Source organism: Rhodovulum viride, from assembly GCF_003265965.1.
GTDB lineage: Bacteria > Pseudomonadota > Alphaproteobacteria > Rhodobacterales > Rhodobacteraceae > Rhodovulum > Rhodovulum kholense.
In genome coordinates this window covers 19,847-34,668 of record NZ_MUAV01000008.1, presented here as the reverse complement: position 1 = coordinate 34,668, position 14,822 = coordinate 19,847, and the positions used below count along the sequence as shown (strand labels likewise).

Genomic DNA, 14,822 nt, shown 5'->3' with positions numbered 1-14,822 from the left:
GGTTTCGCCCCCCCGCTCAAGCGTTTTGTTGGACTGTCCGAGACTTTCACAAGGGCGTCAAGGGGCCCCCTGGGCCGGGGCCGATCAGGCCTCCAGCATGCGGCGCAAAAGCTCCAGATCCTCTTCGATCTGGCTGTCCTTTCCGCGCAACTCCTCGATCCGCTTGACCGCATGCATGACCGTGGTGTGGTCGCGCCCGCCGAAGCGGCGCCCGATTTCGGGCAGGCTGCGCTGGGTCAGCTGCTTGGACAGGTACATCGCGATCTGGCGCGGACGGGCGATGGTGCGGTGCCGCTTGGGGCCGACCATGTCGCTGAGCCGCATGTTGTAATGCTCGCTGACCTTGCGCTGGATCTCCTCGATGGTGACCTTGCGGTCCGAGGCGCGCAGGATGTCGGCCAGACAGTCCTGGGCAAGATCCAGCGTGATCTCCTTGCCGACCAGCGAAGCGAAGGCAAAGAGCCGGGTCAGGGCGCCTTCCAGCACACGGACGTTGGTGGTGATCCGGTGGGCGAGGAATTCCAGCACGCCGCCCGCGATGACCAGACCCGGATACTGCATCCGGTACAGCTCGACCTTCTGCTGCAGGATGCCGAGGCGCAGTTCGTAGTCGGTCGGGTGCAGGTCCACGACCAGCCCGCATTGCAGGCGGCTGCGGATCCGGTCTTCCAGATCCTTGATCTCGCCCGGCGCGCGGTCGGCCGAAATAACGATCTGCTTGTTCTGATCGACCAGCGCGTTGAAGGTGTGGAAGAACTCTTCCTGGGTGCTGTCCTTGCCGGCGATGAACTGGACGTCATCGACCATCAGCACGTCGACCGAGCGGAACAGCGACTTGAAGCCCATCATGTCGCGTTCGCGCAGCGCCTGCACGAAGCGGTACATGAACTGTTCGGCCGACAGGTAGACCACCTTCTTTTCCGGTGCCCTCTGCAGCAGATCCCAGGCGATGGCATGCATCAGGTGGGTCTTGCCGAGGCCCACGCCACCGTACAGGAAGAGCGGGTTGAACGCGACCGGGCCGCCCTCGGCCACGCGGCGCGCGGCGGCATGGGCCAGTTCGTTCGGCTTGCCGGTGACGAAGCTGTCGAAGGTGAAGCGCGAGTCGAGCGGCGCGCCGGGCATGTCGCCCTCGTCGCGCGGCTCGGCCGCGGCGGCGCGGCGCGGTTGCGCCGCAGGCGCGGGCTCTGCCGGTTTCTGGGCCGCGACCGCGAATTCCAGCCGGTCCACATCGACACCGCTGCGGGTGAGATGTTCGAGGATCTTGTCGCCGAAGTTGCGATTGACCCAGTCGCCGACAAAGCTGGTGGGCACACCGAACCGCGCCACCCCGTCTTCGAGGGCGCGGAATTCCAAAGGAGCGATCCAGGTTACGAAGTTGTTCTTGCCGATCGATTTCTCCAGATCATCTCGAATGCGTCCCCAGGTGTCGTCTGTCATCTTCTCTTGCCCGCTCTTAGCCGATCCCGCAAAACCGGACAGCCCGAGAGACGCTCCGTCATGGAGCGGCCGTCGGAACCCCGGTGCGCATCGAAACGGGAGAAGACCCTTTCGGCAAAAGCGACACTTCCCTTGCCGGACTCCGCCATCGCGGCGCCCGGGTGTCCCCAAGTCGCTTTGCCTATCACGGTCCTTTGGACATGACACAAAACCCTACGGACAGAGCCAGGCTCCGTCAGGCTCGCAGCAGCGTTCGGTCAGAGCGCATCCCCTGAATATACGCCCTGTCCGGCAAGCCCCCCTCGATCGTCTCTCCCGCCGGCTCTGGCCGGATAAAAAAGCAGATCGTGGCGCGGGTCTTTCCGCGTCATGCCCCCCCAAGTCGATGTGAATCGCCCAAAGACGGTAGACCGGGCGTCGTGAGGGGTGCAACAGAACTTCGGCCTTGACGGCGAGCATGCGCGGAACGAATCCGGAGCGTGTTGCCGCAGGCCCATAAGGGCCGGGGAGGGGGCCCAAATGACGAAGGGCGCAGCCTTGCGGCCGCGCCCTTCGGAGCCCTTGTTTTTATGATGGAATCAGCCCCGGATCAGGCGTTCAGCGCCTTCACCCGCGAGGCCAGCCGCGACATTTTCCGAGCCGCCGTGTTCTTGTGAACGACGCCCTTCGTGACGCCGCGCATCAGCTCGGGCTGGGCCTGGCGAAGGGCGACCGCAGCGGCCTCCTGATCGCCCGAGGCGATCGCCTCTTCGACCTTCCGCAGGTAGGTGCGGATGCGCGAGCGGCGCGCCTTGTTCACGGCATAGCGGCGCTCGTTCTGACGGGCGCGCTTCTTGGCTTGGGGCGAATTGGCCATGTGGTCCTTTTCCCTTTTCCGGGTCTCGTGGTCAAAATCTCTCGCGCAACGAGTCCCCGGCCGGGTTTTGATGCCACCGGCTGATTCCGGCCAAAGCGGGCCTCACGCGCATGTAAGGCGCGGCTTATAGTCGAGCTTGCCGCAAAAGGAAACCGGAAAATGCGCAGCCCCGGGGCGGCGCGTCACTTGTCGCGGAACTGGGGCTCGCGCTTTTCGACGAAGGCCTGCATGCCCTCGGCCCGGTCTTCGGTCGCGAACATCATGTGGAACATCCGCCGCTCGAACAGCAGCCCTTCGCGCAGGGTGGTCTCGAAGCTGCGGTTGACGCATTCCTTGACCGCCATCGTGGTCAGCGCCGATTTCTCGGCAATCTTCTGGGCCGCCGCCATCGCCTCTTCGATCAGCTTCTTGGCGGGCACGACGCGGCTGACGAGCCCCGCGCGCTCGGCCTCCTCGGCATCCATGAAGCGGCCCGTGAGGTGCATGTCCATCGCCTTCGACTTGCCGACGGCGCGGGTCAGGCGCTGGGTGCCGCCGATCCCGGCAACGACGCCGAGATTGATTTCCGGCTGGCCGAATTTCGCGGTGTCCGCGGCAATGATGAAGTCGCACATCATCGCCAGTTCGCAGCCGCCGCCCAGCGCATAGCCCGCCACGGCCGCGATGATCGGCTTGCGGCAGGCCAGCAGGCGTTCCGTCTCGGGGGTGAAGAGGTCGCCCGCGAAGACGTCGACGAAGCTCTTCTCGCTCATCTCCCGGACGTCGGCACCGGCGGCGAAGGCCTTCTCGGACCCGGTCAGGACGATGCAGCGGACCTTTTCATTGGCATTGGCCTCGCTTACCGCGTCGGCCAGCTCGCCCATCAGCTCGCCGTTCAGCGCGTTCAGCGCCTCGGGCCGGTTCAGGCGGACCAGCGCTACGTGGTCCTCGATCTCGACGATCAGCGTCTTGTAAGCCATGGACTGTCGGCCTCCGTTCGGTTCGAGCCCGAGTCCTTAACAGTCTCGGGCCTGCGATCAAGCTATCTTTGGCATTGCGGACAGTAGAATGTCGACCGCCCCGACTGGACGACTCGGCGAATGGTGCCGGGGCATCCGGGGGTGGGGCAGGGCTTGCCCTCGCGTCCATAGACGCGGAAATTGTGCTGGAAGTAGCCCAGTTCGCCATCGGCCTGACGATAGTCCCGAAGGCTCGACCCGCCGGCCTCGATGGCCTCCGTCAGCACCGTCCGGATCGCCGGAACCAGAGTTGCCAGCCGGGCTGCGGCAATCCGGCCCGCCTGGCGCAAGGGCGAGATCCCGGCCCGGTGCAGCGCCTCGCAGACATAGATATTGCCAAGCCCCGCGACCACGCGCTGATCGAGCAGCGCGGCCTTGATAGGGGTCTGCCGCCCGCCGAGCCGCCCGGTCAGGTAAAGCTCGTGAAAGCCGTTGCCCAGCGGTTCGGGGCCGAGGCCCGCCAGCAGCCGGTGACGGTCCAGCGCGTCGGTGGCGGTCAGGTCCATGGCGCCGAAGCGGCGGGGGTCGTTAAAGGTGATCCGCGCGCCGCCCTCGATCTCGAACACCACATGGTCGTGCTTTTGCGGCGCCGGATGGTCATGGACGAAATGGCCCAGCGCGACGCCCGACACCAGGATCCGGCCCGACATGCCCAGATGCACGATCAGAGTCTCGCCGGTCGAAAGCTCGGCCAGAAGGTATTTGGACCGCCGCCCGAGCCGCAGCACCCGCGCCCCTGTCAGCCGCTCGGCCATGCGCTCGGGCAGGGGCCAGCGCAGGTCGGGGCGGTTGAGGCGCGCGGCGAAGATGGTGCGACCTTCCAGCACGGGGGCCAGGCCGCGACGCACTGTCTCTACCTCTGGCAATTCCGGCATCGGACCTTCACTTCATGGCGGAACGGATTGTAGTCCCCGCAGAGCGCCCTATAAGAAGGGCCGGACAAATGAACGGCAAGGCCCCATGACCGAGAGTGCCCAGAAAACCACCCATTTCGGGTTCCAGACCGTCGCCGAGGAAGAGAAGGCAGGCCTTGTGCACGGGGTCTTCACCCGCGTTGCCTCGCGCTACGACCTGATGAACGACCTGATGTCGGGCGGCATCCACCGGGTCTGGAAGGACGCGATGATGGACTGGCTCGCGCCGCAGCCGCATCAGCGTCTGCTGGACGTGGCGGGCGGCACCGGCGACATCGCCTTCCGCTTTCTTGGCCGCGCGCCCGGCGCGACGGCGGTGGTCTGCGACATGACGGAATCGATGCTGGTCGAGGGCCGCAAGCGCGCCGAGGCCGACAACCTTGCTGCCAGTCTCGACTGGGTGGTGGGCGACGGCATGGCGCTGCCCTTCGCCGATAACAGCTTCGATGTCTTCACCAATTCCTTCGGTACCCGGAACATCACCCGTATTCAGGACGCTCTGAACGAGGCCTACCGGGTGCTGAAACCCGGCGGGCGGATGATGATCCTTGAATTCAGCCAGATGCCGAACCCGCTGCTGCAATGGGCCTATGACCGCTATTCCTTCAACGTGATCCCGCCGCTGGGCCAGTTCGTGGTCAATGACCGCGACAGCTATCAGTATCTGGTGGAATCGATCCGCAAGTTCCCCGATCAGGAAACCTTCGCCGGGATGATCCGCACCGCCGGGTTCGAGCAGGTGAAGTATCGCAACCTGTCGATGGGCATCGCGGCACTGCATTCGGGCTGGAAGATCTAGGTGCGCGGGCCTCACAATATCTGGCGGCTGGTGCAGACACTGGCCACCATGGAACGCACCGGCGCGAACCGCTTCGTGCTGGAGCAACTGGGCGCGCCCGCCAGCGTCCGCGCTGCGGCGCGGGTTATGGGCTGGCCGTTCAAGGTGCTGGGTGAGAAGGGCGATCCGGCTTTGCCGCCCGCGACCCGGGCGATCACTGCGCTGGGGCCGGCCTATATCAAGTTCGGCCAGATCCTCTCGACCCGGCCCGATGTGGTGGGCGACGAGCTGGCGGTGCAGCTGCGGGTTCTGCAGGACAAGCTGCCGCCCTTCCCGACCGAAATTGCCAAGGAAACCGTCGCCCAGGAGCTGGGCCAGCCCGCCGACGAGCTGTTCTCGGAATTCTCCGAGCCGATCGCCGCGGCCTCGATTGCCCAGGTCCATCGCGCGCGCGTCGCCCGGACCGGCGAGCTGGTGGCGGTCAAGGTGCTGCGGCCCGGGGTGGAACGGAATTTCCGCAAGGATATCGACGCTTTCTATTTCGCCGCCTCGACCATCGAACTGCTGGCGCCGTTCTCGCGTCGGCTGCGTCCGACCGATGTGATCGCCCATTTCGACGGGGTGGTGACGGGTGAGCTGGACCTGCGGATCGAGACCGCCCAGGCGGCCGAGTTCCTCGCCAATACCGAAAACGATGCGGGCTTCACCGTGCCGCGGGTGATCTGGCCTCTGTCCTCGAAGCGGGTCATGACCATGGCCTGGTGCGAGGGCGTGCCGATCGGCGACAACGCCGCGCTGGATGCCGCCGGGCACGACCGCCGCGCCATCGGCGAGCGGGTGCTGTCGATGTTCCTGCGCCATGCGCTGCGCGACGGCTATTTCCATGCCGACATGCACCAGGGCAACATGAAGGTCGGTGCGAACGGCGACATCCAGTGCTTCGATTTCGGCATCATGGGCCGGATCGACGAATATACGCGCCGGGTCTATGCCGAGATCCTGTACGGGTTCATCCGCCGCGATTACCGCCGGGTGGCCGAGGTGCATTTCGAGGCGGGCTACGTCCCTGCCGACCGCGAGATCGACGAATTCGCCCAGGCGCTGCGGTCGGTCGGCGAGCCGATTTTCGGCATGGACGCGACCCACATCTCGATGGCGAAGCTTCTGGCCTATCTCTTCGAAGTGACCGAGCGGTTCGGCATGGCGACTCGGACTGAACTGATTCTGCTGCAGCGGACCATGGTCGTGGTCGAGGGCGTGGCGCGTTCGCTCAACCCGTCGATCAACATCTGGGAAGTCGCGCGGCCGATCGTCGAGGAATACATCAAGGAAAATATCGGGCCGAAGGCGGTGGTTCGCGATCTCAGCCGCACCGTTCGGGTGCTGTCCCGTTTCGGGCCTCGGCTGCCGGAACTGGCCGAAGCCGCGCTGATCCGCCAGTCGCAGTCCGAGCCCGTGCGGCCGTTGCGTCCCTGGCTGCAGCCACTGCTATGGATGGGCGCCGGCGCCGCGCTGACCTGGATCGGCGCCGGATTGGCCCTGCTGCTGTCCTGAAACCCGTCAGGCGGCCCGTGAGGGCCGCCTTCGCGACGATCAGACCGGATCGCGCAGTGCCGAAACCTCCGATGCCTTGACGATGGTGCCGCTGTCGAAGACGATGCTGATCTCACCCTCGTCGGTGCGGACTTCCGCAATCTGGGCATAGATCCGGGCCTGGGCCTCCGAAAGTTTGCTGCCATCCTCGGCATAGCTTTCCACGATGAAATCGTAGAGCCCTGCCTCGTGGTCCTCGCCGCCGGACCAGAGTATGGTCTTGGTGTCGGGGGGGATGGGCTCGGACTGCACGATGGCGCCGGTGTCATCGCGCACCACAAGCGTGGCAGTCGAAGCGTCCTTGTCGATCTCCGGGAAAACCGTGACGGGCGTCACTCCGTCATAGTTCGCGGGAACAGCGGCCTGGCCTTCCATTCCGACCCAGGATCCGTATTGGGACAGGCCGCCGCCGCCCAGATTGGCCGAGAGGGCCTTGAGCAATTCGTTGGTCTGCACCTGCTGTTCGACCCCCGAAAAGGTCGCGATCTGCAGCGCATAATCCGACGATTCCATCGGGTTCAGGGGGTCCTGATTCTCGAGTTGCGTGGTCAGCATGCGCAGGAAGGTTTCGAAGTCGCTGCTGATCATCGTCTTCGAGTTGCCGCTGGTCGAGGCGGAGGACGAGTTCGTGGCGGCGCTGGCGGCGGAGGAGACGCTGTCAACCATGGAAAATTTCCTTCAAAGACGAAGATCTAGACCGCCGCCCGACGTGCGGGCAGAGGTACTGTTCGTGGCAAGGGGGCCGGTGTCGGCCCCGTCGTCGCCCGGAGTGAGCCCTGCGGCGGCAAAGCCGCGCGCCTGCCCCTGAGAGCCGCGCTGCTGCCCGGCGAAATCGAGGACGACCTCGCCATAGCCGAGATCCCGCATCGCGCTGGTCAGCATGTCGCCATGGCGCCGCATCAGGTCGAGCGTATCGCCACGATCGGCGAGAATGCTGACGGTGATGCCATGATCGCCCGGGGTCAGGGTCAGCCGCACACGGCCAAGCTCTTCCGGGCTGAGTGTCAGATGGACCGATCCGTCAGCCGCGCGGTGAAGCGATTCGGCCATCTGGCGCATCGCCGTGCGCGGTGCATCGGCCAGTTGGGGAGGGGTGGAGGCAGAGCGTGCGGCTTCGGAAGTCCGCGCCGGGTCGGACCCGGCGCGATCCGAAAAGCCGGCCTCGGTTGCAGCGGTGTGATCGGCGCGGGCGCCGTCGGCACCCGCCGACCCATCGGAGCCCGCGCCCGCCGATAGCGTCGCGGCCGCGCCATCCGGCTGTGACTGCGTGATCGGAGCGGTGGCCGTCTGCTGTCCCGTGGCGGGGGCAGCGGCCTCCTGTCGGAGCGAGTCGCGGCCTCGATGGTCGCCACGCCCGCCGGATCTGCCGTCGGAGGCCGAGGCCGCACTGGTCTGAACCGCAGCTGCCGCAGCCTGCCCCTGCAAGGTGTCGCGGGCCGTCTGGGTGGCGGGATCGGCGGCAGCCTGGGGCTGCTGCGGCGCTGGCGTTGCTTTCGCCTGAAGGGGCTCGGGGGAAGAGGCCGATGCGCTCTCGGTTCCTTTGCCCGTCCGAAGCTCGGATTTCGGGCTTTCGATTTGCGACGCGGCCGCCGAACCCGTTTCAGGTCGGACGCCTTCAGCCGCGACCGGCGGTGTGTTCTGGTCGGCCGGGGTCGGCTGCGGCCTGCCGGTTGCCCTGGCCGCCGATTGTGCGGCGGCCTCGTTGGCGGCGGTCTCGCCGACCTTCGGGTCTTTGCCGCCCGGGGCGACATCTTCCGGCACGGCGGGTGCTGTCGTGGCCTCTGTTGCCGCCCGGGGCAGGGGCGAGGCTGGCGTGGAGGGCTCGTTTACCGAAACGGCGCCACCCGGCGGGGGAACCGTCGCAGGCGCCGGTCCTGCAGGCTCGGAGGGAAGGACGGTTTCGGCCGCGGCAGCGCGCGTCGCCCCGACGGCTCCGATCGCGGCCGGCTCGGCCCCGGGGGCGGTCGCCGCGGCGACCGCCGTGGAGGCCGCCGGCGGTGGCGCGGCCAAGGGGACAGCGACTGCAGGATCCAGCGATTCATCCTTGGACGTGATCTCGGACGCAGCCGGGCCGTCGCTGTCGGTGTCTGTCTCCGCTTCGGATTTCGGCGCTTCTTTGCCCGTGATCCTGGCTTCGGGGGCTTCGGCGGTCTCTTGCGGGTCAGTCTTGGCTGAAGCGGTGTCCTCGGCGGCCGAGGTCGGGCCGTCGCGTCGCGCGGCAGCATCCGACGCCTTGTCCCTCGCCGGGGCCCGGGCGGGCGCCTCGGTCCGGTCCGGGGGCGTCGACTCGTCGAAGACCGACCGGAAATCCGCACCCTCCATGTCGGAAGGCCGGGAGGGGCCCGGGGTGTCGAATCGGGAAGGCCCGGAGGGGCCGAGCGTGTCGAAAGGGAAAGGAACCTGCATGCGTATCGCCAGACTTCTGTCGGAGTTGGCCGCAGATTGGACCGGGATCGGTTACCGGTCCTTTACCGGAATCCTCCAATAACGGAAAAAACGACTCGCAGTTTAGGAGTTCCGCCATGCTGCCTTCCGCCCTTCCTCCTCCCGGTGCGAGCGGCGCCACCGATCGCGAAACCCGTCTGGCCCAACTCCGTGCCGCGGCCGAGAAGCTCGAGGCCCAGTTCCTGTCCGAGATGCTCGAATCGGCCGGTCTGGGCGATCTTTCCGGCGAATTGTCCAGCGGTGCGTTCAGTGGCGGCATCGGCGAATCCCAGTTCAACTCTTTCCTCCGCGACGCTCAGGCCACGGAAATGGCGCGCGCGGGAGGTATCGGCCTTGCCGAAAGCATCTTCGAATCACTCAAGGAGCGGATGGATGACCTCGATTGACACGATCGCCGACCTTCTCGAGCGCGAGTACCAGGCGCTCCGGCAGAGCGACTTCACGGCCCTGCGCGCATTGACCGACGAGAAGGAGCAACTGGTCGCCCGGTTGCAGATGCCTTCCGAGGCCGACCGCGACGCGCTGGACAGGCTGCGCAGCAAGGCGCGGCGTAACGATCGCCTGCTGGCGGCGGTCGAAAAGGGGCTGGACTCGGCCCGTGCTTCGCTGAAGCGGCTGCGCGAACCGGCGGCGGCGCTGGATACCTATACGCAGCGCGGCGAGCGCACCCGTATCGGTGCCACGCCTTCGGCGCTCACGCGCCGCGCCTGAGCCCTATTTTAGCCAAATCCGACGATTACAACCTTCCCCAGTTAGTCGTCCCTTAACCCCGGACTGAAAGGTTCGGGGCGCGCCCTGAGACGGGTGGCACGGCACGGGGAAACTCCGCAGCCGTATGGGTCAGAACGCCTTCAATTGCCGCTTATCCGCGGCTTAACCCCTTGGGCGCAAAGCGCCTTGTACTTGGAAGGACCATACCCATGTCCAGCATTCTGACGAACTCCAGCGCGATGGTCGCGCTCCAGACCCTCCGCGGCATCAACTCCAACCTCGAAAAAACCCAGTCGGAAATCTCCACCGGCAAGTCCGTCGGCTCGGCCAAGGACAACTCGGCCGTCTGGGCCATCTCGAAGGTCATGGAAAGCGACGTGGCGGGCTTCGACGCCGTCTCGGATAGCCTCGCGACCGGCCAGGCGATGGTCGGCGTGGCGCGGACCGCGACCGAAACCATCACCGACCTGCTGAAGGACATCAAGACCAAGGTCATCGCGTCCCGCGACGCGACCGCCAGCACCACCAAGCTGCAGAACGAAACCGACGAACTGATCAGCCTGGTCGAATCCACGATCGGCGCCGCGCAATTCAACGGCGTCAACCTGATCAACTCGGGTACCGGCACTTCGGTGGTCGGCTCGATCGACCGCTCCGGCAGCAGTGTGACCGCGAACACGATCACGATCGATGCCCAGAACCTGAACACCGCGGCCGCCGCGACCGCCGCCGGCCAGCTGGCCGCCGGTACCACTTCCGGTACGAACCTCGTCGTCGTTGGCAACAACAACGACGGTGCCGTGTCCATCGCCTCCGGTGCCGGGGAGTCCTTCGGCCTGTCGGCCGTGGCCCAGGACGAAACCATCACAGTGACGCTGGGCGATCAGAATTTCAGCTACACCGTGACCGCCGATGACGTGGCTGCTGGCAACGATGCGAACGAGATCGCGCTGTCGAACCTGCGCGATCTGATCAACGCGGCCGGCATCACCGGTGTCACCGCACTTTACGACCCGGTGAACGCCGCCGGTGAATTGGTTGTCGACAACCAAGGTGCCGACGACATCAACATGACGGTTCGCGTGCGCGCCGACGGCGCTGGCGCCCTGGCCGGCCTGAACGGCTTCAGCATCACCGGCGGGACCGCGCTGGCCGATATCGAGACGATGATCAACGCCTCGATCGACGCTGCCGCGGCCTTCGGTGCGGCGGAATCCCGTCTGGAAACCCAGTCGGACTTCCTGTCGAACCTGACCGACGCCCTGAAAACCGGTATCGGCGCCCTCGTCGACGCCGACATGGAGGAAGCTTCGGCCCGCCTCCAGGCGCTGCAGGTGCAGCAGCAGCTGGGCACCCAGGCTCTGTCGATCGCCAACCAGGCGCCGCAGAACCTTCTGTCGCTCTTCCGTTAAGGACGGCAGGCCGGGGCCAAAGTGCCCCGGCCTTCTCCGCCTGAGAGCTGAAAGCTACGATAGGAATGGAAGGACAGAACGTGAACGCACTCCAGATGGCTCAATCGGCCTATTCCGCCCCGAACCAGAACAAGACCCGCAGTCCCCGCGCCACCGAATACGCTGCCTTCGTCAGGATCACCTCGCAGATCAAGCAGGCTCAAGACGCCGGACGGCGCGCCTTTCCCGCCCTTGCCGCCGCCCTGCACAGGAACCGCAAGCTTTGGCGGACCTTGGCGATCGACGTCGCCGACAAGGACAATGCGCTGCCCGCCGATCTCAGGGCCCGCATCTTCTACCTTTACGAATTCACCGATCGTCACACCGATGAGGTGCTTGCCGGCCGTGCCAAGCCGACGGCGCTGATCGAGATCAACACGGCCATCATGCGCGGACTCGCCGAACGGGAGCGTGTGTCATGAGTGGCGGTCTCGTCCTTAAACTCGGTCCCAAAGAACGCGTGCTGGTGAACGGCGCGGTGATCGAGAACGGCGACCGGCGCACCCGGCTGTCGATCAAGACCCCGAACGCCAACATCCTGCGTCTGCGCGACGCGATCCATCCCGAAGAGGTCAACACGCCGGTCCGCCGGGTGTGCTACGTGGCCCAACTCGTGCTTTCGGGCGACTCGACCCCGACCGAGGCGCGCCCGCAACTTATGCGCGGGATCGAACAACTGAGCCAGGCGTTGACCGATCCGGACAGTAGGGCGCAGCTTGCCGCGGCCACCGATGCTGTCCTGCAGGATCAGTACTACCAGGCGCTCAAGGCATTGCGCGGCCTTCTTCCGCGCGAAGAGCGTCTTCTTGCGGGGCTTCGGGACCAATGAGTTTCCAGCCGGTTCTCCCTCTGACGGGTTATGCCGGCTGGCGCTTCCTCGAACGCACGATGGAGCGCCAGCAGGAAGCTTTCAACAAGAGCCAGACGACACAGAAGGAACTCGACTACTTTGCCAAGAACATCGGCAAGGTGACGTCGGCGGACGATCTGGTGTCAGACTATCGGCTGCTTAAGGTGGCGCTTGGGGCTTTTGGGCTGCAGGATGACATCGGCAACAGGTACTTCATCAAGAAGGTCCTGACCGAGGGCATCGACGATGATAAGTCACTGGCCAACAAGCTGTCCGACAAGAGCTACTACAATTTCGCGAAGGCCTTCAGCTTCGTCTCTGCGGATGCTTCCGCTGTGGCGACCGAGAAGGACTTTGCCAATGATTTGAGCCTGAAGATCGAGGGCGCGGGATATCTCGCGGTCATGACGCCTTCCGGCGAAGTCGCCTATACCCGAAATGCCAGCCTGCAGCGCGACGCAGACGGCCGGATCGTCACCGCCGAGGGCTACACTGTCGCCTCCTCCCGCGACGTCGGCCTGTTGCCTGTCGCAGCCGCTGAGACCGAAACCGGTGAGGAGACCGACACCGATACCGACGAGGAAGAAACGGCCTTCTCTGGTATCACCATTCCTGACTTTGTCGAGACCGTCACTGTGAATGACAAGGGCGAGGTCTATGGCCACTTCGAAGGGGGTGGGCAGGGCCTTCTGCTCGGTCGTCTCATCCTGACCAATTTCTCCGATGAAAAGGCTGAAGAAGCCCTTGCCGTGCTTGGGGCCGAAGAAGCGGACGCGGTTGAAGATGTGGATGCCCCGCCCGTCGATCGTGAGACGGCCTACTTCGTTGTCACCGAAGGGTCGGGCTATCCGATCTCGGGGCCTGCGCTTGAGGACGGGTTCGGCAGTTTCAAGCGGGGCGAGGCCGTCGAGGCGCAGGAAGTCTTCGATACCGAAATGATCACTGCGGCCTTTCTGACCCGCAGCTTCGAGCTCGCGGTTGGCGAACAGGACGAGGGCATGCGCCTGGCGCTCAATATCGACCGGGAACTCGTCACGCTTGCCGCCGACGACATATCGGAGGACGCCAAGTGGTTCTCGATCATGGGGTCAGGGCCGATGCGGTCGGTCTTCGATACGGCTTTCGGCCTGCCCAACTCCTTCGCTTCGCTCGATCTTGACCGGCAGCTCGATGTCTACAAGGCCAAGGCCAAGGCGATGTTCGGCGATACCAGTGTCTCGCAATTCTCGGGCGACGAGATGCGCGAGAAGCTGATCAAGATGTACATGATCAGGTCCGACGCCGATACCGGTGCCGGGTTCAGTTCAGGGCAGATCGCGCTGAGGCTTCTGGGCGGCTGATTGCGTACTCCAATTTCCGGGGCGGGATCGGTCCCGCTCCGGCTCGGTGGGCGCGCTCAGCCCCGGATCGTGCGAAGCCCCGGTTTGACCGGCGCGGGCTTTGCGGTTTCGAGAGTTCCGGCAAGGCGCGCAAAGCTCTCGGCGACGCCGCTAGGAGCGTCTTCGGACAGGAACGCATCAAGCGCGGGCCAGACCGCGATGGCTGCGTCGATTTCCGGGTCGGATCCGGCGGCATAAAGCCCGGCCTGGATCATCATTTCGGCCCGATCATAGGCGCCCAGCATCCGGCGTGCCCGTGCGATCAGCGCGTTTTCTTCTCCGGTCGCCGCCCGCGGCAGACTGCGCGAGACAGACCGAAGCAGATCGATCGCCGGGAACCTTCCGCGCTCTGCGATGCGGCGGTCGAGGACGATATGCCCGTCCAGAACCCCGCGCAGAATGTCCGCCACGGGTTCTTCCATGTCCGACCCGGCAACGAGGACCGAGAACACCGCGGTGATGTCGCCGCTGCCCGCGACCCCGGGACCGGCGCGTTCGGCAAGGGACATGATCGCCTGGGCGGTGGAGGGCGGATAGCCGCGAAGCGCGGCCGGTTCGTGGGCCGCCAGTGCCAGCTCGCGATGGGCCTCGGCAAAGCGGGTCACCGAGTCTGCCAGAAAGAGAACGTGGTTGCCCTGATCGCGGAAATGCTCGGCGACCGCCATCGCCGCCCAGGCCGCGCGGCGGCGCACCATCGGCGACTGGTCCGAGGTCGCGGCCACGACCACGGCACGCGCCATGCCGTCTGGCCCCAAGACCTGGCTGACGAACTCGCCCACCTCGCGCCCGCGTTCGCCCACAAGGGCGATGACGGCCATGTCGGCCTCGACCCCGCGCGCGAATTTCGACAGGAGCGACGACTTGCCTACGCCCGATCCCGCGAACAGCCCGATCCGCTGTCCGCGCACGATCGGCAGCAGGGTATCGAATGCGGCAAGCCCGGTCCCGAGGCGTCCGCCAAGCGGACGGCGTTCGGTCGCGGGCGGCGGAGCGGCGCGCAGCGGGCGCGGCGTGGGACCGGGCATCAGCGGCCGACCGTCAAGCGGCTGGCCGAACGGATCCACGACCCGGCCCAGCCAGGAGCTGTGCGGCGCGATTTCGCCCGGTCCCAGAAGCACCGCCCGGTCGCCGACCGACAGACCCTCGGGCGTGCCGTCGGGCAGCACCGTGACGGTGCCTTCGGCCAGCGCCAGAACCTCGCCGCGTCGCCGGGGGCCGCGGCCATGCCGGATCTCGACCAGATCGCCAAGCCCCGCGCTGTCGGAGAGGCCCGCCACCGTGACGGTCCCGCTGCCCGCGGCCACGACTCGCCCCACCGTCCGCACCGGAGTCAGGGCGGAAATGCGGGCGATCAGCGATGAGAACGGGTTCTGCGGCATGAAGATTCTCCCGAAGCGATCATGACTT

At 65.9% G+C, this 14,822-nt stretch carries 15 protein-coding genes; 8 read left to right on the top strand and 7 right to left on the bottom strand.

Going from position 1 to position 14,822, the window contains the following annotated elements; translation table 11 throughout:
* Positions 1-84: 84 nt before the first annotated feature.
* The 4 genes from dnaA to mutM form a co-directional block, all read right to left on the bottom strand.
* The gene (gene dnaA, locus BYZ73_RS08535; protein WP_112315639.1) at positions 85-1,440 is read right to left on the bottom strand and encodes a chromosomal replication initiator protein DnaA; all 1,356 of its coding nucleotides are present in this window, start codon (positions 1,438-1,440) and stop codon (positions 85-87) included.
* Positions 1,441-2,029: 589 nt separating this feature from the next.
* Positions 2,030-2,296: a 30S ribosomal protein S20 gene (gene rpsT, locus BYZ73_RS08530; RefSeq protein ID WP_112315638.1), complete on the bottom strand. Its 267-nt coding sequence runs from the start codon at positions 2,294-2,296 to the stop codon at positions 2,030-2,032.
* 182 nt (positions 2,297-2,478) lie between these two features.
* A complete protein-coding gene (locus tag BYZ73_RS08525) occupies positions 2,479-3,255 on the bottom strand; it encodes an enoyl-CoA hydratase (protein WP_108027541.1) in 777 nt (258 codons plus the stop codon).
* A 62-nt stretch (positions 3,256-3,317) separates the two neighbouring features.
* Positions 3,318-4,169 carry a bifunctional DNA-formamidopyrimidine glycosylase/DNA-(apurinic or apyrimidinic site) lyase gene (gene mutM / locus BYZ73_RS08520; RefSeq protein ID WP_108027540.1) on the bottom strand — a complete coding sequence of 284 codons (852 nt, stop codon included), beginning with the start codon at positions 4,167-4,169 and terminating at the stop codon, positions 3,318-3,320.
* Between the two features lie 85 nt (positions 4,170-4,254).
* Between mutM and ubiE the strand changes: the two genes are divergently transcribed.
* Together ubiE and ubiB are read left to right on the top strand one after the other, a co-directional pair.
* Positions 4,255-5,007 (top strand): bifunctional demethylmenaquinone methyltransferase/2-methoxy-6-polyprenyl-1,4-benzoquinol methylase UbiE, encoded by a 753-nt coding sequence (ubiE, locus tag BYZ73_RS08515; protein WP_108027539.1) that lies wholly within the window; start codon positions 4,255-4,257, stop codon positions 5,005-5,007.
* The gene (gene ubiB, locus BYZ73_RS08510; RefSeq protein ID WP_112315637.1) at positions 5,008-6,540 is read left to right on the top strand and encodes a 2-polyprenylphenol 6-hydroxylase; all 1,533 of its coding nucleotides are present in this window, start codon (positions 5,008-5,010) and stop codon (positions 6,538-6,540) included.
* Positions 6,541-6,579: 39 nt separating this feature from the next.
* Here ubiB and BYZ73_RS08505 read toward each other — a convergent pair whose 3' ends face one another.
* Positions 6,580-7,245 (bottom strand): flagellar hook capping FlgD N-terminal domain-containing protein, encoded by a 666-nt coding sequence (locus BYZ73_RS08505; RefSeq protein WP_112315636.1) that lies wholly within the window; start codon positions 7,243-7,245, stop codon positions 6,580-6,582.
* A 12-nt stretch (positions 7,246-7,257) separates the two neighbouring features.
* Positions 7,258-8,985 carry a flagellar hook-length control protein FliK gene (locus BYZ73_RS08500; protein ID WP_146746275.1) on the bottom strand — a complete coding sequence of 576 codons (1,728 nt, stop codon included), beginning with the start codon at positions 8,983-8,985 and terminating at the stop codon, positions 7,258-7,260.
* Positions 8,986-9,101: 116 nt separating this feature from the next.
* On the opposite strand from BYZ73_RS08500, the gene BYZ73_RS08495 reads away from it, so the two are divergent.
* The 6 genes from BYZ73_RS08495 to BYZ73_RS08470 all read left to right on the top strand — a co-directional run bounded on the left by BYZ73_RS08495 (position 9,102) and on the right by BYZ73_RS08470 (position 13,376).
* Entirely contained in the window at positions 9,102-9,410 is a 309-nt protein-coding gene (locus BYZ73_RS08495) for a rod-binding protein (RefSeq protein WP_108027535.1), read from the top strand.
* The gene (locus tag BYZ73_RS08490; RefSeq protein WP_108027534.1) at positions 9,397-9,735 is read left to right on the top strand and encodes a hypothetical protein; all 339 of its coding nucleotides are present in this window, start codon (positions 9,397-9,399) and stop codon (positions 9,733-9,735) included. The genes BYZ73_RS08495 and BYZ73_RS08490 overlap by 14 nt, the downstream gene beginning before the upstream one ends.
* A 209-nt stretch (positions 9,736-9,944) precedes the next feature.
* Entirely contained in the window at positions 9,945-11,147 is a 1,203-nt protein-coding gene (locus BYZ73_RS08485) for a flagellin (protein ID WP_112315634.1), read from the top strand.
* Positions 11,148-11,227: 80 nt separating this feature from the next.
* Positions 11,228-11,608, top strand: a complete 381-nt coding sequence (flaF, locus tag BYZ73_RS08480; RefSeq protein WP_075787473.1) for a flagellar biosynthesis regulator FlaF — start codon at positions 11,228-11,230, stop codon at positions 11,606-11,608.
* Positions 11,605-12,015 (top strand): flagellar biosynthesis repressor FlbT, encoded by a 411-nt coding sequence (flbT, locus tag BYZ73_RS08475; protein ID WP_108027531.1) that lies wholly within the window; start codon positions 11,605-11,607, stop codon positions 12,013-12,015. Before flaF ends, flbT begins: the two co-directional genes overlap by 4 nt.
* The gene (locus BYZ73_RS08470; protein WP_108027530.1) at positions 12,012-13,376 is read left to right on the top strand and encodes a DUF1217 domain-containing protein; all 1,365 of its coding nucleotides are present in this window, start codon (positions 12,012-12,014) and stop codon (positions 13,374-13,376) included. The genes flbT and BYZ73_RS08470 overlap by 4 nt, the downstream gene beginning before the upstream one ends.
* A 56-nt stretch (positions 13,377-13,432) precedes the next feature.
* Here BYZ73_RS08470 and BYZ73_RS08465 read toward each other — a convergent pair whose 3' ends face one another.
* Entirely contained in the window at positions 13,433-14,794 is a 1,362-nt protein-coding gene (locus BYZ73_RS08465) for a FliI/YscN family ATPase (protein WP_112315633.1), read from the bottom strand.
* Positions 14,795-14,822: the final 28 nt, after the last annotated feature.